At 44.5% G+C, this 17,798-nt stretch carries 16 protein-coding genes and 1 other RNA gene; 10 read left to right on the top strand and 7 right to left on the bottom strand.

Going from position 1 to position 17,798, the window contains the following annotated elements:
- Nucleotides 1-121 precede the first annotated feature (121 nt).
- The 6 genes from pspA to megL all read left to right on the top strand — a co-directional run bounded on the left by pspA (nucleotide 122) and on the right by megL (nucleotide 5,343).
- A complete protein-coding gene (gene pspA, locus BEL05_RS06520) occupies nucleotides 122-805 on the top strand; it encodes a phage shock protein PspA (RefSeq protein ID WP_028765519.1) in 684 nt (227 codons plus the stop codon).
- Nucleotides 806-825: 20 nt separating this feature from the next.
- Nucleotides 826-1,065, top strand: a complete 240-nt coding sequence (gene pspB, locus BEL05_RS06515; protein ID WP_028765520.1) for an envelope stress response membrane protein PspB — start codon at nucleotides 826-828, stop codon at nucleotides 1,063-1,065.
- Nucleotides 1,052-1,447, top strand: a complete 396-nt coding sequence (gene pspC, locus BEL05_RS06510; RefSeq protein ID WP_028765521.1) for an envelope stress response membrane protein PspC — start codon at nucleotides 1,052-1,054, stop codon at nucleotides 1,445-1,447. The genes pspB and pspC overlap by 14 nt, the downstream gene beginning before the upstream one ends.
- 52 nt (nucleotides 1,448-1,499) lie before the next feature.
- Nucleotides 1,500-2,942: a YcjX family GTP-binding protein gene (locus BEL05_RS06505; RefSeq protein WP_069670659.1), complete on the top strand. Its 1,443-nt coding sequence runs from the start codon at nucleotides 1,500-1,502 to the stop codon at nucleotides 2,940-2,942.
- Nucleotides 2,943-2,971: 29 nt separating this feature from the next.
- Nucleotides 2,972-4,060, top strand: coding sequence for a YcjF family protein (locus BEL05_RS06500; protein WP_069670658.1), 1,089 nt, complete (start codon nucleotides 2,972-2,974; stop codon nucleotides 4,058-4,060).
- Between the two features lie 110 nt (nucleotides 4,061-4,170).
- Nucleotides 4,171-5,343: a methionine gamma-lyase gene (gene megL / locus BEL05_RS06495; RefSeq protein ID WP_069670657.1), complete on the top strand. Its 1,173-nt coding sequence runs from the start codon at nucleotides 4,171-4,173 to the stop codon at nucleotides 5,341-5,343.
- A gap of 44 nt (nucleotides 5,344-5,387) precedes the next feature.
- Here the strand turns inward: megL and BEL05_RS06490 are convergent, their stop codons facing one another.
- Nucleotides 5,388-6,779, bottom strand: a complete 1,392-nt coding sequence (locus BEL05_RS06490; protein ID WP_069670656.1) for an SLC13 family permease — start codon at nucleotides 6,777-6,779, stop codon at nucleotides 5,388-5,390.
- Between the two features lie 568 nt (nucleotides 6,780-7,347).
- Here BEL05_RS06490 and BEL05_RS06485 point away from each other — a divergent pair.
- Entirely contained in the window at nucleotides 7,348-7,653 is a 306-nt protein-coding gene (locus BEL05_RS06485; protein WP_028765526.1) for a ComEA family DNA-binding protein, read from the top strand.
- A gap of 173 nt (nucleotides 7,654-7,826) precedes the next feature.
- An RNA gene (gene ffs / locus BEL05_RS06480) (signal recognition particle sRNA small type) lies at nucleotides 7,827-7,923 on the top strand.
- Nucleotides 7,924-8,306: 383 nt separating this feature from the next.
- Here ffs and BEL05_RS06475 read toward each other — a convergent pair.
- From BEL05_RS06475 to dinG, 6 genes are read right to left on the bottom strand one after another with little or no spacing between them, the layout of a single operon-like run.
- Nucleotides 8,307-8,579, bottom strand: coding sequence for a late competence development ComFB family protein (locus BEL05_RS06475; RefSeq protein ID WP_028765527.1), 273 nt, complete (start codon nucleotides 8,577-8,579; stop codon nucleotides 8,307-8,309).
- A 52-nt stretch (nucleotides 8,580-8,631) separates the two neighbouring features.
- Entirely contained in the window at nucleotides 8,632-9,534 is a 903-nt protein-coding gene (locus BEL05_RS06470; RefSeq protein ID WP_069670655.1) for a histone deacetylase family protein, read from the bottom strand.
- A 10-nt stretch (nucleotides 9,535-9,544) separates the two neighbouring features.
- Nucleotides 9,545-10,252 carry a DUF2057 domain-containing protein gene (locus BEL05_RS06465; RefSeq protein WP_069670654.1) on the bottom strand — a complete coding sequence of 236 codons (708 nt, stop codon included), beginning with the start codon at nucleotides 10,250-10,252 and terminating at the stop codon, nucleotides 9,545-9,547.
- A 9-nt stretch (nucleotides 10,253-10,261) separates the two neighbouring features.
- Nucleotides 10,262-10,924 carry a primosomal replication protein gene (locus BEL05_RS06460; protein WP_028765529.1) on the bottom strand — a complete coding sequence of 221 codons (663 nt, stop codon included), beginning with the start codon at nucleotides 10,922-10,924 and terminating at the stop codon, nucleotides 10,262-10,264.
- Nucleotides 10,921-11,694, bottom strand: coding sequence for a sulfite exporter TauE/SafE family protein (locus BEL05_RS06455; protein WP_069670653.1), 774 nt, complete (start codon nucleotides 11,692-11,694; stop codon nucleotides 10,921-10,923). Before BEL05_RS06455 ends, BEL05_RS06460 begins: the two co-directional genes overlap by 4 nt.
- 8 nt (nucleotides 11,695-11,702) lie before the next feature.
- On the bottom strand, nucleotides 11,703-13,775 hold the full coding sequence (dinG, locus tag BEL05_RS06450) for an ATP-dependent DNA helicase DinG (RefSeq protein ID WP_069670652.1): 2,073 nt from the start codon (nucleotides 13,773-13,775) through the stop codon (nucleotides 11,703-11,705).
- 135 nt (nucleotides 13,776-13,910) lie between these two features.
- Between dinG and BEL05_RS06445 the strand changes: the two genes are divergently transcribed.
- Nucleotides 13,911-16,277 (top strand): DNA polymerase II, encoded by a 2,367-nt coding sequence (locus tag BEL05_RS06445; RefSeq protein ID WP_069670651.1) that lies wholly within the window; start codon nucleotides 13,911-13,913, stop codon nucleotides 16,275-16,277.
- A 235-nt stretch (nucleotides 16,278-16,512) separates the two neighbouring features.
- On the top strand, nucleotides 16,513-17,721 hold the full coding sequence (locus BEL05_RS06440) for a porin (RefSeq protein WP_069670650.1): 1,209 nt from the start codon (nucleotides 16,513-16,515) through the stop codon (nucleotides 17,719-17,721).
- Nucleotides 17,722-17,798: the final 77 nt, after the last annotated feature.

Below are 17,798 nucleotides of genomic sequence, written 5' to 3'. Positions count from 1 at the left end.
AATTAAAATAAAGTAAAAGTTAAAATATTGTTTAAGTTGCTGTATATTAAGGGTTAGTAAAAGTTGGCACGCTAAATGTATTATTCTTTGCGACACCAACGTTAATTTAGAGGACAGTATTATGGGAATTTTCTCTCGCTTCGCAGATATCATCAACTCGAATATCAGCGCATTACTTGATAAAGCCGAAGATCCAGAAAAAATGGTTCGCCTTATCATCCAAGAAATGGAAGACACCTTAGTTGAAGTACGTTCAACGTCAGCCAAAGTGCTTGCCGAGAAGAAAGAGATTCTTCGTCGTATCGCTAAAGTGCAAGAGCAAGTGCAAGATTGGCAGGATAAAGCGGAATTGGCTTTATCGAAAGATCGTGAAGACTTAGCTAAAGCTGCATTGCTTGAAAAGCAGAAAGCCAGTGAATTGGCTGCTACGCTAGAACAAGAGCTAGTTGTTGTTGAAGAGCAGATTAATCGCTTGAAAGAGGAAGTTAATCTACTTCAAGAAAAGTTAGCCGATGCTAAAGCACGTCAAAAGACGATTATCATGCGCAAGCAGACAGCCTCTTCACGCTTAGAAGTTAAGCGTCAGCTAGATTCAAGTAAAATTGATAATGCTATGAGCAAGTTTGAGCAATATGAGCGTCGAGTTGAAGGGCTAGAGTCACAAGTCGAATCTTATGACTTGGGCAACCAAAAGACACTAAATGATGAGTTTGCTGCATTAGAAGCTGAAGATTCAGTGAACGCTGAGCTTGAAGCATTGAAAGCTAAAGTCAACGCAAGCAAAACAAAAAAGCAAACTAAATAACAACGATTCTGAGGTGAGTTATGGATATGGACTTATTAATAGCCCCGATTATTATCTTTATGATAGTGGTGGCGCCCATCTGGCTAATTCTACATTACCGTAGTAAGCGCCAAGTGAGCCAGGGACTCACTGAAGAAGAGTTTACTCAGCTCAATGAGTTAATCGGCAAAGCAGATAAAATGGCCCTACGCATTGAAACATTGGAAGCGATTTTAGATAGCGAGGCCCCACAATGGAGAAATCGAGATGAGCGAATCTAACGGACGACCCTTATATCGAATCCCCGAGTCAGGAAAGATAGCCGGAGTATGTGCAGGGATAGCAGACTACTTCAACTTTGAAACCTGGTTAGTGAGAGTGGTCGCCGCATCGATATTTTTGCTTGGGGGATCGGGAATTATCTTCATCATCTATGTGCTACTTTGGATGATATTAGATATTAAACCTGGCAGCGCAAAGAACAAGCAACAGCACAAAGAGATAGAAGTTAAGAAAAAGGTTTGGCAAGCAGGAGAGCCTGCCAAAGCAGCGTTAAGGGATGTAAGTAGTCAATTTAGGCATTTGGAAATGAGACTGCAAAACCTTGAGCGTCACGTAACATCTGATAGCTTCGATCTCAAACGAGAGATCAATAATCTTTAATCCTTTCAATGGGCGGTCTATTCCGCCCTTTAACGCGTCTAAGATATAGGTTATGAATTCATTTAACCGCTCATTGAAACAGCTTTCTCAGCACTCTCAGTCCCTGATTAAACGCACTACCGATAATCATATCCGTTTAGCTGTAACAGGTTTATCAGGTGCCGGCAAAACCGCATTCATTACCGGGTTAGTGAATCAATTATTACATAGTGGTGCAGGGGGCTCGCTTAATGCCTTACCATTGTGGCAGGTCGCTCGTGACGAACGACTCTATGGCGTTAAGCGCGCCATGCAACCCGATATGACTATAGCCAGTTTTGACTATGAGGCGGCGATGAGTGCACTTGGTGATATCACGCCCCATTGGCCAGCATCGACCCGCAGCATTAGTGAACTGAGGTTAGCTATTCGGTATCAACCTCTCAAAGGGTTGCGCGCTAAATTTACCGACAGTGCCACACTGTTTTTAGATATTGTCGACTATCCTGGCGAGTGGCTGCTTGATTTACCTATGCTCAAGCTATCTTATCTGCAATGGTCGCAACAGCAGCTTAAGCGACAATCAATGCTGGCGCTGAGTGAGCATTATCAGCCTTTTATTAATGCGTGTAAGTCGATTGCGTTGAGTGAAAATGCAGAAGAGCAAACGCTTAAAGATATTGCCAAGCTGTATCAAACGCTGTTGGTCGACAGTGTCGAAACCCATGGTTTCTATAATGCCCAACCAGGACGAATGTTATTGCCAGGTGAGCTTGTTGATACACCGATTCTGGCTTTTTTCCCCTTGTTAGGCACAATTGATGCGCAGGTTGATGAGTTAGAAAAAAGCCCCAAGGCGTCTTACTATCATGTGTTGAAAAGCCGCTATCAAAGTTACGTTGCAGAGGTGGTGAAACCCTTCTATCGCGATTATTTTGCCAAGTTCGATCGTCAAGTGGTATTGGTGGACTGTTTTACGCCACTTAATCGTGGCAAGGCCCAATTTGAAGATATGAAAAGTGCACTTGATGGCATTATGGAAAGCTTTAATTTTGGTCAATCAAATATTCTTAAACGACTGTTTTCACCACGCATCGATAAATTACTGTTTGCAGCGAGTAAGGTTGATCATATCACCCGAGATCAGCAGGGCAATGTTCTGTCGTTATTGACACAGCTTGTTAAGCAGAGTCAACAACATGCGCAATTTGAAGGCTGTAACGTAGAAGTGATGGCGATCAGTGCGATAAAAGCAACCGCCCACGGCATGGTGCAAAGTGGCACTAAGCAAGTTGAGGTGGTAAAGGGGGGGGATTTGGTCACAAATCAAGCGGTCACACTGTTTCCTGGTGAGGTACCAAAGCAACTACCTCAAGGCGGATTTTGGACGGATCAAGGCTTTGAATTTGTTAATTTTGCGCCGCCACAATTACCGTCAACGCAAGGTGATGTTCATTTTGAACACATTAGACTTGATCACCTATTGCAATACCTTGTCGGCGATAAGCTTAACTAAGCCACTAAGTGTGGAGCCTAGGACAGATAATGACTAAACACACCCAGTCTATAGCGAAGAAACAAGTTTTTGATCATGTAACGGTTACCGAAGTTACACCTTTGCGTGAAGCAGAGCATTTTGACGGCAACGAGCTATTGCCTGAACCCGTCGCAGAGATTTCAGAGAGCGACATAGAGCTGTTATCTGAGCGAGCGGATATGGGCGTCCAAGGTTTGCGAACGCACAAGAAGCGCCGCTGGTCTTGGCTAGCTAAGGGCACGTTATTCGGTCTGATAGCATTGGTCATCAGTGAGACCGTATTGTCTTTGATGCAAGCATGGCAGCAGAGTCCGTGGCTGTTTGGTCTGTATGCCAGTGTTACCTCGATTATTCTGCTGTGGGTCAGCAATATCGTTTACGGCGAATGGCGTCAGTTGAAACGTCTTAGAGGCGTTGAAGAAGCACAGCAGGTTAGTGAGCGCTTAGCACTGAGTATGCAAATCGGTGAAGCGACTCCATTTATTGATAATATTTTAGCCAAATTGCCGTCTGATATCGATACCAGCAAATATGCACATCATGTCAGAGAAGAGCACAACGACGCCGAGAGAGTGCTGTTATTTGAATCCACAGTGCTAAACAGTATCGATGTTAAAGCTAAAAAATTAGTCCACCGTTATGCCACTGAGTCAGCATTATTGTTAGCGGCAAGTCCGCTCGCGGTATTGGATATGGCCATCATCTTGTGGCGTAACCAAAAGATGATCCGTGAGTTAGCCCGCTGCTATGGTATCGAGCTTGGTTATTGGAGTCGTATTAAGCTAATTAAATCAGTGATCACCAACATTATTTATGCGGGTACCAGTGAGGTTGTAACCGATATAGGCACCCAACTCTTGTCGCTCGAGTTGTCTGGTAAGGTTTCGGCAAGAATGGCCCAAGGTTTAGGTGGTGGCTTACTCACAGCGCGTCTGGGATATCAGACCATGGCCCTATGCCGACCCGTAGCATTTAACGCAGAGTCTCGGCCGAAGTTGACAAAAATCCACACTGCATTGCTCGGTGAACTGAAAGACTTCTCCTTGTCTGCCTTAAGTAAAACCACCAGCCGTAACAAAGATTTTACATCTCGTTAGTGCTTAATTATTGCCAATAGGTTTACCTTAACGTCATAAACGGTTCAAGGTAGCAGACCGCTCTCATTCAACCCTAACAATAACAGTGAGCGGTGACCTCGGAGATTGTTATGCAAGAAAAATGGAAGCTTGCCACTAAGGTAATTCATGCTGGGCACCAAAAAAATGACAAGGGCGCGTTAGTGTCACCGCTGTATCAGTCAGCAACTTTTGTGTTTGATAGTGCAGAGCAAGGGGGAGAGCGCTTCGCTGGAGAACAAGAGGGGTATATCTATACTCGCCTCGGTAACCCAACCACCGCAGAGTTTGAGCGCAAAATAGCCGCGTTGGAAGGGAGTGAATCGGCTGCGGCAACTGCATCAGGCATGGCCGCCGTCTCGGCAGCATTACTGGTTAACCTGAGTTGTGGTGACCACCTGGTTGCATCAAAAGCGGTCTACGGCTGCACTTACGCCTTAATGACCGAACAATTTAAAAAATTTGGTATTGAAGTCACGTTAGTGGATTTTTGCGATCTTGACGCCATCAAAAAAGCAATTCAACCCAACAGTAAAGCCTTGTTCTGTGAAACACCGGTTAATCCTCATCTGGACGTTTATGATCTCCGTGCTATCGCCAAGATAGCGCAACAACATCAGTTGGTGAGTATTGTCGATAACACTTTTATGACGCCGCTACTGCAGCGACCACTTGAGTTTGGTATCGACATGGTGATCCACAGTGCAACCAAATACCTCAACGGTCATGGTGATGTGATAGCAGGTGTCGTGTGCGGCAGCGATGAGATGATCCATAAGGTTAAGTATGAAGTGTTGAAAGACATTGGCGGTGTTTTATCACCTCATGATGCGTGGCTAATTTTACGTGGACTTAAAACATTGGATGTGAGGTTAACGCGCCATTGTGATAGTGCGGAGCGGATTGCTGAGTATTTAGCGTCACACAGTCAGGTCTCCCGAGTCTATTATCCTGGTTTGCCTAACCATCCTGGGCGTAAGCTACTTGGCACCCAGATGCGACGTGCTGGCGGGGTTATCGCCTTCGAGCTTGATGGCGATTTAGCCGCTGCGGTTGGGTTTGTTAATCGACTTAAAATGTTTACTATTGCCGTGAGTTTAGGCGATGCCGAATCTCTGATACAGCATCCCGCCTCGATGACCCATTCTCCCTATTCGCCAGAGGAGCGCCATGCTGCCGGTATTAGTGATAACCTCCTGCGGATCTCTGTGGGTTTAGAAGACGTTGAAGATATTATTGCTGATTTAGAGCAGGCATTTAGTTAGCGTTATAAGGCGGTCGGTTGTGAGGTTAACCGACCGCTTAACGTTTAGATGGTCCAGAATAGATGGGCGATAATGTAGAGGACTAACATACTGATGAAGTTAATGATCACCCCCGCCCGCATCATCTCCGACTGCTTAATAAAGCCAGAACCATAGACGATGGCATTTGGTGGCGTGGCAACCGGGAGCATAAACGCACAAGAGGCAGCGATACCGATTAAAACTGATAGCATTATAGGTGATAACCCTAAGGCTTCAGCGATTGCCGCAAACACGGGAACAAGTAAGGCTGCGCTAGCTGTATTACTGGCAAATTCGGTGAGCATCACCACAAAAAAGATCACCGCAAAGGTGAACAATGCCATATGAGTATTGCCAAAAATATCCGTAACCCAATGGGCCAAAAACACACTGGTTCCCGTTGTTTTTAAAATAGCACTTAGGGTTAAGCCACCACCGAAAAGAATCAGTACGCCCCAATCTGTGGTTTTTTCTATCTTTTTCCACTGCACTAGCCCAAGGCCAGCAAGCAACACGACAGCGCCTAGTGCAACGATGGTATCAAATTGTGCTATGCCTCCAAGTGCCGCCGAAATCGGTTTACTGAATATCCAACAGCCTACTGTGGCGATAAAAATCACTAAGGTTAGTTTTCCTGTCATCCCCAACTGCTCTTTGCTTTGAGGAATTGTGCATACCACGTTTAGGTTTGGTTTAAGGTAAAGGTATAGTGCTATGAGCATCGCTGGGAGCATCAGTGCAACCGTTATCAAGCCAAACTCCAGCCAGTCGGCAAAGCTTAGACCAACCTGCGCGGCAGCAATGGCGTTGGGTGGACTCCCGACCAAGGTGCCAATACCACCAATGTTGGCAGAATATGCAATACCAAGCAGCATGAACAGGTAGGTGTTTCGATGCTCCTTAATGTCCAACTGCTGCAAGATGCCTAATGCCAGAGGCAGCATCATGGCGGCCGTTGCTGTGTTGCTGATCCACATAGATAACAGCGCCGTTATACCAAATAGCATCATGCAGGCGATGCTGAGTTTGCCTTTAGATGCGGTGAGAACTTTATGGGCAATGCGTCTATCTATTCCTTGATGATTTAACGCCGCGGCGAGCACAAAGCCACCGAAAAACAAGTAGATGATTGGATTAGCAAAGTTACTCATAGCGGTTTTAGTTTCAAAAACCCCGAGTAACACCCCCATGATAGGGATCAGTATTGCCGTGACACTAATGTGGATCGCTTCGGTTAACCAAAGGATTGCGGCAAAGATAAGAATAGAGAGTCCAGTATTTACGCCAGATTCAAATGGTAAAAAATTATACAGCAGAAAAAATAAGCCGATATTAGCAAACAAAATGAGTAACTTGTTTTGCGTTGATGCGTTAGTTTCACTCACTGGCATAGCCGAAGTATTTTCTAAGGTCATGTAGGGTCCTTATTGTCGTTATTATATAGAGGGTCAACGGAATGAGCGGGTGAGCATGCAGGACTAATTGATTGCGTTTCAAAGATATAATCTGTACTGCAATATGGACTAAACGTGGTTTACCGCTTGCAGTTTCTTTGCGTAATTCGTTGTTAGGTTTCCGACAGTCTAATGCAGAGGCTAGCAGTGCCATATACTCGTTGACACGACACACTAGCTCAGTAATTACTCACTGCAAAATGATTTATTTCGTCATAAATTTTCCAAATTGAACGGTTATAAATGTGTGCTAGATGCAACAAAAGGGCTGAATTTAGCCGTTGATCACTGAATTCAGACTGCGAAAGATCATATTTTTTTTCATGGCGCGTAAAAATCATTCATATTGCTAATCTTCTGAAAGAAATAGAAAAACAATTACCGTGATCCTGGTCACTGCGTGGCGGGGCGCTCGGTGCTGAGGGTCACGTATTGGCGTAACTTTTGAACTTGTTCTATGTTTTTAATGCGGCCAAGGAAAAGGATTGCTGGCTGTATGTTTATTAATATGGATTAAAAGGAGACGATTATGAAAATGTCATTTCTTGGCGTGCTCGTTGCAGCAGCGCTAATGGTAGCCCCAGCACTTGCCGCAGAAAAAGTTACGCCACAGTCTGAAGTATCCAAAACCCTCACCCAAATGGAGGCGGTAAACATTAATACTGCTAGCGCTGAACAGCTAACTCAACTTAAAGGTGTTGGCGAAAGCAAGGCGCAGGCTATTATTGAATATCGTAAAGCGCATGGTGGCTTTAAAAACCTGGATGAATTAACGCAGGTTAAGGGGATCGGCCCCAAACTACTTGAGCAAAATAGAGCCAGTTTAAAGTTGTAAAAATGGTGGTTGAAGGTATCGTTAAATGCCCGCGTCAGCGGGCATTTGTATAGAGAATCAGCAGTTAACAACAAAGCATCAGTAACATCACGATATTCACTTGATTGCTGAGCCACCATAGTAGATAATGCTCGCCGTCTTAAAGAGAACATCTTTAAGAATCTATGGTGACCCTAGGGTCCCCCCGCAATGATAACCTGTGAACTCGGCCAGGCCCGGAAGGGAGCAACCGCAGCAGGCGACTCATGTGCCGGGGTGTGGCTCTAGGGAAACCTCCAAAACTCCCCTTTCTTATTTATGAATCCAAAGTCGCTCTCTGATTTTACAAAATAACTGACCTTTTCAGCTGTAACCTATAAATCGGCCTAGTTTTACAATTCCTGTGTACCACCTCATCAGAAAATATGACGTATTGGCTTATAAGGGAACAACCGCAGCAAGTTACTCATGTGGCTTATATAGTCAATGTGTGGTTCTAGGGTAACCTCCAAACTAAATTCTAATCAAAGGCTTATCTCATAAATACCTCAGGTGATACACTTGGTGGTACACTCGATGAGAAATAGTTTATCTAAAACTCCCCCATATTAGTTTCAATCTCGGTTTTTATTTGGCTGTAATGCTAATAGATTTTTCATGCTAGAGGTGATCCCTTACGCATTTTCTTCTTTCTGTAAGTTTGCTTTTAAAAATGCTCTGGATTTTTCCAGTGCAGTTTGTATCTCTTCTTTCATCCGCTTGAGTTCGTTATAGTCTTCAAAAAAGTAGGTGTCGACCAAGTGCCGGATGTAACGAACGGGGAGTTGATTGAGGGTTACGCAACAGAGATCCGCTAAATAATCTTCTGGCAGTTCATCCATTAAACCTTCGTCCGATAACATTTCCATGAGTAAGACTTCATAATAATTTCGAATTTCTAATTGCATAAGCTTGTCTCCAATCGGTCGGTGTCAGATCATTAAAGCACAATCTAGTTTGCTACCATAATTTATTGGCGGCAATAAAAACTTGGGCATGTCTTTTAGATAATTCTAGTGGCTGTTTGCTGTATCCGCCTCCTATTACACAAGCTATTGGTATATTTAAAGCTTTTGCCATACTTAATACCAATAGGTCCCGCTCAAAAATCCCCTGAGTTGAAAGCGCTAAATGTCCCAAGTCATCCTGTTGATGCACATCAACGCCTGCATCATAGATGATAAGATCAGGCTGGTGGAGACGTATAACAAGGGCCAAAGTCTGGGTTATCGTTTCAAGATAAAGCGCGTCACCGCTACCTCGTTCGAGTTCAATATCATGATCTGACCGCTGTTTTCTAGCTGGGAAGTTCTCTTGGCAATGGACTGAACAGCTAATGATATCAGGGTAGGCTTGGGCCATTGTCGCGGTCCCATCCCCTTGATGTACATCGCAATCGAAGATCAGCACTTTTTCAATATCACTGCGGGCGAGTGAATGTACAGCCCCGGCAATTAAGTCATTAAAGACACAGTAGCCACTACCAAAATGATAATGAGCATGGTGGTAGCCGCCACTTAACTGAAGTGCAATGCCTTGAGACATTGCGAGATCACAAGCAAGCATGGTTCCGCTTACCGAATGAAAACTGCGTGTCAGGAGTCCGTCGCTTAGCGGAAAACCTAAGCGTCGAATCGCTTGAGGTGAGAGCTTTTTTGTTAAGAACTGTGCCACATAATCGGGACAATGAATCTGTTTTAAAAACTCAATGTCGACCGAAGATGGTGTGTGAAAATCGTCTTTATCAGCCAATTTATGCTCAAGCAGAAATTGATAAAGCCGTTGGTATTTACTCGTTGGAAAGCGGTGCTGAGAAGGTAACGCCAGCTGGGAATAGCTGGCGTGATAGATAAGCGGGGGCATTAGGGTGGTATTAAAGCTGTTGAATAGCCCAGCTCATAAACTCTTTACGTGTTTTATCATCAGCATGCAACCACCAGTATTGTAGCATTTGCTGCGCATGTTCAGCTGATGCAGCGTCGTTTGCTGGCAGTGTAGTAGGCACAGCCGTAGGAAGCGTTGCCGCCTCTACTTGGGTTTTAGCTGCTACCGGTGGCGGTGTTGTAACCGCAGACGCTGTGACGGCTGCTCCCGTTGCTGCCGCCGCAGCTACTTCGATATCTTGGCCATTGTCGCCACCAAACAATTTTCCTACAAAGGTTTCCTCGGTGAAATTAGTTTGAGTGACTTTATAGTTGACGCTGCCACCATCATTGCGGGTGATGATTACTTGCGGTGATTTTGCAAAAGACTTTGGACGTTTAACGACTTCACCTTCTGCAGGTTGCAATGTGTAGTCATGCTCACCATCTACGTTTAGCGTGACGATAAAAGGTGATGATTTAACAAAGCTTTCACTGTCACTGAAATCATCTTGAACCATGTCATGATAACGGATAGCTATTTTATGGCTTCCCGGAGTTAAATCCAGATCGGATTTATGGTTAAACAGACTGCCTTCAATTTTCTTTCCGTCAATTGCGAGATATTCAAATGCCATTGGGATGGTTAGATTTGCAGCCATGGCCGATGAGGCACCAAGCAGAGCGATTAAAGCGGTGATTGGCATGATGGATTTCATTGTTGCTCCTTAACGATTCTGACTCTTATACGGGCGTTCAAACGCCTGAATGCGATCTTCTATATAGCTAATAGCTTGTCGACACTTCCCTAAGCGACGATGGACTAAAAGTATCTCATTTTGCAGTGCAATTTTGTCAGCACTATGACAGTTTTCAAGCTTTGATTGTAAATTTTCAATTTTTTGTTCAAATGTTTGAACCCAGTTCATATGTTTATTGAGTTCATCATACAATTGATGACTATTGTGCATCACACCTGTAGCAATCCACCCAAAACCGCTTTCTGCATGGGACTGTTGACGACGCTTTTTAGCGTTGGCAAATCGTGATGCGCGCTGTTGTTCAGCAGATTTCACGTTTAACGTTGTCGTGTTAAGAGCTCGGCGAACGGCTGTAAATCTGTCTTGGATCCCTTCACAGCTTAACAATATAGTGTCAGTCGAGATATTCCCCTTTAGTAGCTTTTCCAATTGGGAAATCTTTTTACTCAGTTGGCCAATACATGGCGCTAATTGTGCGCCAGTTTGATTGAATAGCCCTTCGTTAAAACGTTCAGTATCTTGCAATAGATTGCGCTGGCCTTTGACCAATTGGCTGTCGTGTTGCAGTACTTCCTGTTCTAACTGTTTGAGTTGGACTCGTAAACGTTGGATTAGTTCAGCGTTTTTCATGCCCATGCACTCCAAGCGAGGTTTATTGCCATTAAAATCACTATGGTGATAAATAGCGGTCTGATAAAGGATACGCCAAATTTTATCGCCGTTCTTGCGCCGACAAAGGAACCTAACATCATACATAACCCCATCGATAAACCTATGGTGATATTGACTTGCCCCAGAGCAAAGAAAACCACAAGGGACGTTAGGTTGCTGATGCAAGTCATCGATCTCGCTAATCCACAGCTTTCGAGCACGGGTAACTTATATTGTGACACACTACTGATGGTCCAAAATGCGCCAGTACCTGGGCCAGCAAAACCATCATAAAAACCTAATAACAGTCCCTGAATCCACTGTTTTACTTTTGCGGGAGCTTGAGTCGGCGCGCTAAACGAAGGTGAGCCCATTGCGTTGGGTTTTACCAGCGTGTAGATAGCAATAAATATGATCATCAAGGGTAACCATTTTTCAAGCCATTGATTATCTATTAAATAGACGACACCAGTACCAAATATTGCTCCGATAAATGTCGCGATGGCGGCCTGGTACCAAAATCTTGGGGTAAAAAACTGTTGCTTATAATAGGTAAATGCCGACATGGAGGAGCCAAAGCTCGCCGCGAGTTTATTAGTGCCTAAGGCAACATGGGGAGGAATGCCGGTGGTTAATAGCGCCGGAATAGAGAGTAATCCGCCACCACCAGCAACCGCATCAATAAAGCCAGCGATAAACCCGATCGCGGCAAGAATCGCCCAGCTGCTCGGTTCTAACAATAAATCCAATGGTGATCCTATTCTATAACTTGGCGAAAGGGGGGCAGTGCATCGAGTAGTGACTTTCCATATCGCTTAGTGACGAGTCGACGATCCAAAATGGTTATTCTACCGTAGTCTTCCTCTTTACGTAGTAATCTACCACAACTTTGAATCAGTTTACGCGACGCATCGGGAATCGTTAATTGTAAGAACGGATTTCCGCCCTTAATTTTTACATATTCTGCGTGCGCCTGTTCTACTGGCGAGGTGGGGACGGCAAAGGGCAATTTAGTAATAATTAAGTTGGTGAGGTAGTCACCCGGTAAGTCTAACCCTTCAGAAAAGCTGCCAGTGCCAAAGATGATGCTGACGTCACCAGCGTCACAGCGCTGTTTATGGGTGCTCAGTAGTTGTTGGCGCGAGTCTTCACCTTGTATGAGCAGTGGTACTTTAATTTTAGGCCGCACAATATCCGATACTTTTTCCATCTGCCAATAGGATGCGAACAGCACTAATGTCGCGGTTTCACCCTCGATAAGCTGTAATATTTGCTCGGCTAGCTCGTCTGTGTAGCGATCGTCCGTTGGCTCGGTGCGCATTTGGGGCAGATATAAGGTCGCGTTCTGTTTAAAATCGAAAGGACTATCCATAGCCAGGTAGCGACTGCCGTCGTTAATGGATAGACCAACTTGATGAGTAAAGTGGTTAAAGTTATTCAACGCCCTGAGTGTGGCGCTGCAAAGCACTACCCCTGCCGCTTTTTCCCATAGCAGAGTTTCAAGCATAAAGCCGACTTCAATGGGGGAGGCATTAAACAGATAGTCGGGCTGCTTACCGACAATTTGTTCAACCCATCTGGCCATCGGAGCGCCTTTAGGGCTATCTGTTTTGGCCATCATTTTCCATAGCTTCTGTAAATTTTCCAGTCGCTGCAGCATAAAGCCGGTTTCACTGAGAAGCTGTTCGGCTTGGTGCTTGGGGAGTTCACCGTCTTTGATAGATTCACTCAGTAACGCTAGCATCTTGTTAAACTGTTTCAGCGCACTGTTAGAGGCGCTGGCAAGGTTTTCAGCTTGAATGATTAGCGCTGATGGCAGCTTACCATGCTCAAAACGAATGCGGTTTTCAGGGTTATCGAAAGCGGCGCTTTGTCCGTCACAATACTGTGCCACTTGGTTTAGCAAACTGGTTAGATCGCTAATATGGTCGAGCATCGCTTGTGCCGGGGCAATAATGTGATTGCTCTTTAATTGGTTTTGCAGCTTGGCGCTGGTTTTACCTATTTTCTCTAACCAGTCAATGGCCCCGCGCAGCGTTGCTTGCGCACTAGAGAAATCACGCGCGACTATTGGCAGATGATGAGCTTCATCGATAATGTAATACAGTTCTTCTGGATCAGGAAGAATAACACCACCACCCAGCTCAAGATCAGCAAAGAGCAAGCTATGGTTGGCGATCAGTACATCCCAATTATCAATATCTTCACGGGCTTTATGGAACGGACAGTTTCTGTGGCTTGCCAGTTGTCGATGACAGCTGTGTTTGTCGCAGGCTATTTGCGTCCATAAATGATCAGGCAGTTGGGTGGTTAAGGTGTCGCGTTCACCATTCCAGCGGCCTTCATGGAAATCTTTTAATAAGCCTTGCAATAACTCTACTTGGCTGTGATCGGGCTTAGTTTGCCACATCGCCATTTGCGTGCCATCGTCACTACCGATGAGCATTTCCAACTTGGCTAAACAGACGTAACGTTGGCGACCTTTAACTAAGCCGAAGGTAAAATCTAACCCTGACTGCTGTAAGAAAAAAGGCAAATCTTTGTTCAACAACTGCTCCTGCAATGCCACTGTCGCGGTGGCGATACAGACTTTTTTCTTACTTGCTAATGCCAGAGGAATAGAACCCAGAATATAGGCAAGCGATTTACCTATGCCTGTACCTGCTTCGACCACAATAATGCGCCTATGCTTGTCATATTCGCCCGCTAATGTTTTAGAGATCTCAGCGACGATATAGTTTTGTTCTCGGCGAGAACGAAAGTTAGGTAGGGCTGTAGCAATATCTTTATAGATAGTGCGGATCTGAGTTTTGACGTCGGCTGATAACATGAAAGCACATTGCAGATAAATAGAGCTGTACATAATAACAGTGATTACATAGCCTAAGAAGCGTTATCGTGACTATTTTAAGTGGTAATTCACTTTAAACCACAGAGTTTGGCAATTGATAGAGTTGGGAAAACATTGAGTGAGATAGGTAAAAACAGCATACAGGAGACAGTAAAAGGCCGGATTTTAACTCGTCATCATTCGGGTAACGCTCTGCTGTACTATGTAAAAACGATAGACGGCCCGGTTAAAGTGGTGGTTAACGACAGCGCGCGAGTTTGTTTTTGTTTAGCTCATGAGGCACCTCGTTTAAGCGCGATAGCGTCCGTTCGTATTGAAGAACTTGGGCTGAGTAGCTTCAGTCACCAAAGTGTTAGTGCTATCTATAGCCAAACGGGGCAAGCTTTTCGGCAGCTAGTACGCCAAGCGAATGATTTAGGCGTTGAGTTATTTGAGGCCGATATTCGACCAGAGCAACGTTACCTCATTGAGCGGTTTATTGCCTTAGATGCCGAGTTTATTGGCCAAGCCGCATCGGCTCGTGCATTGCCAACGTTTACAGCCAGCAGAGCACGCAAGCGTGATCTTAAGATAACGATGTCGATTGTATCATTGGATTTTGAATGTGCTATGGATGGCCAGCTATACAGCGTCGCACTTTATGGTGAGTCCGATACAGGAGAGATGATAGCAAAGGTCATCATGGTGGGCGATAGTCCTCAATCACAATCGGTAGATTATATTGATTGGGTAGAGGATGAAGCGAGCTTGATTCATGGACTGGTTGCTTGGTTTAAGCAAGCAGACCCCGACATTATCATTGGCTGGGCAGTGGTGACGTTCGATATCGCGCTGCTTTATCGCCGTGCCAAGTACCATAATATTGCCTTAACATTAGGTAGAGGCGATGAGCTTCTCAATTGGAAGGTTGAAGACAAGTATAGGCCTGAGACATTAATTCTACCTGGTCGAGTGGTGTTAGATGGCATCGATTGGTTAAAGGCGGCTTTTTATCAGTTTGATAGTTTCTCCTTAGAGCATGTGTCACGTCAGCTTTTAGGGGAGGGCAAGGCTATTGATAAAGTGGAAAATAGAGGTGAGTCAATTACCGAGTTGTTTCAGCACGATAAGTTAGCCTTGGCGCATTACAATCTAACCGATAGCCGCTTAGTTTGGGACATTTTTAAAAAAACACATCTTACCGAGTTTGCCATGGAGCGTTCACGTCTCACGGGATTGGAGTTAGGGCGTGTGGGTGGCTCGGTTGCAGCCTTTAATAATCTCTACCTACCCTATCTACATCGTGCAGGATTTGTGGCCCCAAGTCGTCCTGCCAGTGATGGGATAGAAAGCCCTGGTGGATATGTGATGGACTCTGTTCCGGGGCTGTACCAACATATTTTGGTACTAGATTTTAAGAGTCTCTACCCCTCTATTATTCGTACTTTTAATATCGACCCCAAGGCACTGATTGAGGGCGAAAGGTTAGCTGAGTCGCAAACCGTACCAGGTTTTCTTGGGGCAACTTTTAATCGTCAGGGCGCCATTTTACCCAATTTAATTGCTGAGCTATCTGCTAAGCGAGAGTTAGCAAAATTAGAGAACAACGCCCCCCTCTCTCAAGCGATTAAGATCATCATGAATTCACTTTATGGTGTGCTTGGCTCACGTGGGTGTGTTTTCCATGATGCAAGGTTAGCCAGTTCTATTACGTTGCGCGGCCATCAAATAATGAAACAGACGCGTCAATGGATTGAAGAACTTGGGTTACGCGTAATCTATGGTGACACCGATTCGACTTTTGTGCATTTGGCCGATCTCAGTGGCATAGAATCGATTGATAAGTTCGCAGAAAACTTAGTCGCTACCATTAATGGTAAGTGGCAAGCGCGATTAGCAGAGCTGTACAATATTCCCTGTTATTTAGAGTTAGAATATGAACGTCATTTTGAGCAGTTTTTTATGCCCACATTGAGGGGATCTACAGAGGGGTCTAAAAAACGCTATGTGGGGGCTTACACTAATCCAAAGGGGGAGTTAAGCGTTGTGTTTAAAGGGATGGAGCAGGTTAGAAGCGACTGGAGTCCATTGGCTAGGCAGGTGCAAGAGCAGCTCTATTATCGGTTATTCGCTAAACAAGACGTACAAGAGTACCTGCAAGATATCATTGTGCGTTTGCAAGCAGGTGAACTTGACGAGTTGCTTATTTTTAGTAAACGGCTCAGGCGTGATATTGCTGACTATACCCAAAAAGCCTCGCCCCATGTTAAAGCTGCGAGCTTATATTGTGAGCGAAGTGGCGTGCCGGCATACGGAAAACGGGGCAGTAAGATTGAGTATCTAATCACCCTCTCGGGGGCAGAACCCATTCAGTTTTGTATCGGCAAAATTGATTACCAATATTACTTGGATAAACAAATCGCACCCATTTCTGATCCTGTACTTTCAGTTTTCAATGTTTCTTTCAGTGACCTTATCTCTAAACAGATGACGTTAATTTAGATGAAGCTTCGTTGAGCTTATTCTGAATAAATGTTAACAGATGGTGTAAGTCATGATGCGTAGAGGTTTTAGTGGTTAATGTGGTGAAAATAACTGCACTTTTTGTGATATTCGTCTTTGAGGATTTGCTAATCTTTTGCTAGTCTCAATTTGAAATTGGAACGAAATAAAACGACGGAATGTGACAATAAAAAATATAGAGCAAACTGAACATAACACAAGGTTAGGCGATCACATGAAAAAGAGTTTACTAGCAACAGCATTAGCGGCTGTCATATTTGTACCTGCAGCATCAGCCATTGAAATCTACAAAGATGATAAAAATGCTGTTGAAATTGGCGGATTTATCGACGCCCGTGTGATTAACACTCAAGGCGAAACCGAAGTCGTTAACGGCGCATCGCGTATTAATTTCGGTTTTACTCGGGAAATGACCGACGGCTGGAAAGCCTTTACCAAGCTTGAATGGGGTGTTAACCCATTTGGTAACAGTGAAATTGTTTACAGCAGTGAAAGTAATTTTGAATCTCAAAGTGGTGATTTCCTTAATAACCGTTTGGGTTATGTTGGCCTTAGCCATGATACCTACGGAAGTTTGACCATTGGTAAGCAGTGGGGTGCATGGTATGACGTCGTGTACAACACCAACTATGGCTTTGTATGGGATGGTAACGCGGCAGGTGTTTACACTTACAACAAAGCAGATGGTGCCATCAATGGTGTAGGTCGTGGTGACAAAATCGTCCAATATCGTAATGGCTTTGGTGATGTGAGCTTTGCTGTGCAAGCGCAGCTAAAAAATAATAGTTTCTATACCTGTGAAAACCTTCCCGGACTTAGCACTGATTGCGAGGAACGTTGGAATAATAACGAAGAGTCACAAGAAGTCGATTATGGCTACACATATGGTGGTTCTGTAACTTATCAAGCTACTGATAAACTAGTCGTAACCGCAGGTGTTAACCGCGGAGAGTTCGATGTCAGTTTCCATACTGGTGAACAGATCACCGCTGTGGACTTAATTTACGGTGCTGGTGTGACTTGGGGTAACTTTGACGCTGATGGCTTCTATGGTGCAGCGAACTTCAACAAGAATGAAAACCACGATACCGATAACTTAGGTCGTTTGATCAAAGATTCATACGGAATTGAGTCATTGTTCTCATACAAGTTTGAAAATGGCTTACGTCCATTTATCTCCTACAACCTTCTTGATGCTGGTAGCGACTATGTTATTCAGCCAAATAACGTAGACCCTAATGATGTGTTTAAGCGTCAATTTGTTGTAGCGGGTCTGCACTATGTTTGGGATGCCAACACAGTGCTTTATATTGAAGGCCGTAAAGACTTTAGTGACTTTAGCAGTGCAGACAAAGAGCAAGAGGCGAGAATGTCTATCTCAGAAGAAGATGGTATAGCAATTGGTATTCGTTACACTTTGTAAGGCTTAAATCGATAAAATATAGACTAAAAAGCGCTTCATAGATGAAGCGCTTTTTTTGTGCCTTTCGCTCTCAAATA

The sequence above is a fragment of the Shewanella colwelliana genome, from assembly GCF_001735525.1.
In the GTDB taxonomy this organism is placed as follows: Bacteria; Pseudomonadota; Gammaproteobacteria; order Enterobacterales; family Shewanellaceae; genus Shewanella; species Shewanella colwelliana.
This window is presented reverse-complemented; position numbering and strand designations above follow the sequence as displayed.

Excerpts from the sequence above, each read along its gene's own strand:
- megL (WP_069670657.1), top strand. The coding sequence starts at position 4,171 with ATGCAAGAAAAATGGAAGCTTGCCACTAAGGTAATTCATGCTGGGCAC.
- pspC (WP_028765521.1), top strand. The coding sequence starts at position 1,052 with ATGAGCGAATCTAACGGACGACCCTTATATCGAATCCCCGAGTCAGGA.
- pspB (WP_028765520.1), top strand. The coding sequence starts at position 826 with ATGGATATGGACTTATTAATAGCCCCGATTATTATCTTTATGATAGTG.
- dinG (WP_069670652.1), bottom strand. The coding sequence starts at position 13,775 with ATGTTATCAGCCGACGTCAAAACTCAGATCCGCACTATCTATAAAGAT.
- BEL05_RS06470 (WP_069670655.1), bottom strand. The coding sequence starts at position 9,534 with ATGCCCCCGCTTATCTATCACGCCAGCTATTCCCAGCTGGCGTTACCT.
- BEL05_RS06505 (WP_069670659.1), top strand. The coding sequence starts at position 1,500 with ATGAATTCATTTAACCGCTCATTGAAACAGCTTTCTCAGCACTCTCAG.
- BEL05_RS06475 (WP_028765527.1), bottom strand. The coding sequence starts at position 8,579 with ATGCAATTAGAAATTCGAAATTATTATGAAGTCTTACTCATGGAAATG.
- BEL05_RS06485 (WP_028765526.1), top strand. The coding sequence starts at position 7,348 with ATGAAAATGTCATTTCTTGGCGTGCTCGTTGCAGCAGCGCTAATGGTA.
- pspA (WP_028765519.1), top strand. The coding sequence starts at position 122 with ATGGGAATTTTCTCTCGCTTCGCAGATATCATCAACTCGAATATCAGC.
- BEL05_RS06440 (WP_069670650.1), top strand. The coding sequence starts at position 16,513 with ATGAAAAAGAGTTTACTAGCAACAGCATTAGCGGCTGTCATATTTGTA.
- BEL05_RS06500 (WP_069670658.1), top strand. The coding sequence starts at position 2,972 with ATGACTAAACACACCCAGTCTATAGCGAAGAAACAAGTTTTTGATCAT.
- BEL05_RS06490 (WP_069670656.1), bottom strand. The coding sequence starts at position 6,779 with ATGACCTTAGAAAATACTTCGGCTATGCCAGTGAGTGAAACTAACGCA.
- BEL05_RS06465 (WP_069670654.1), bottom strand. The coding sequence starts at position 10,252 with ATGAAATCCATCATGCCAATCACCGCTTTAATCGCTCTGCTTGGTGCC.
- BEL05_RS06460 (WP_028765529.1), bottom strand. The coding sequence starts at position 10,924 with ATGAAAAACGCTGAACTAATCCAACGTTTACGAGTCCAACTCAAACAG.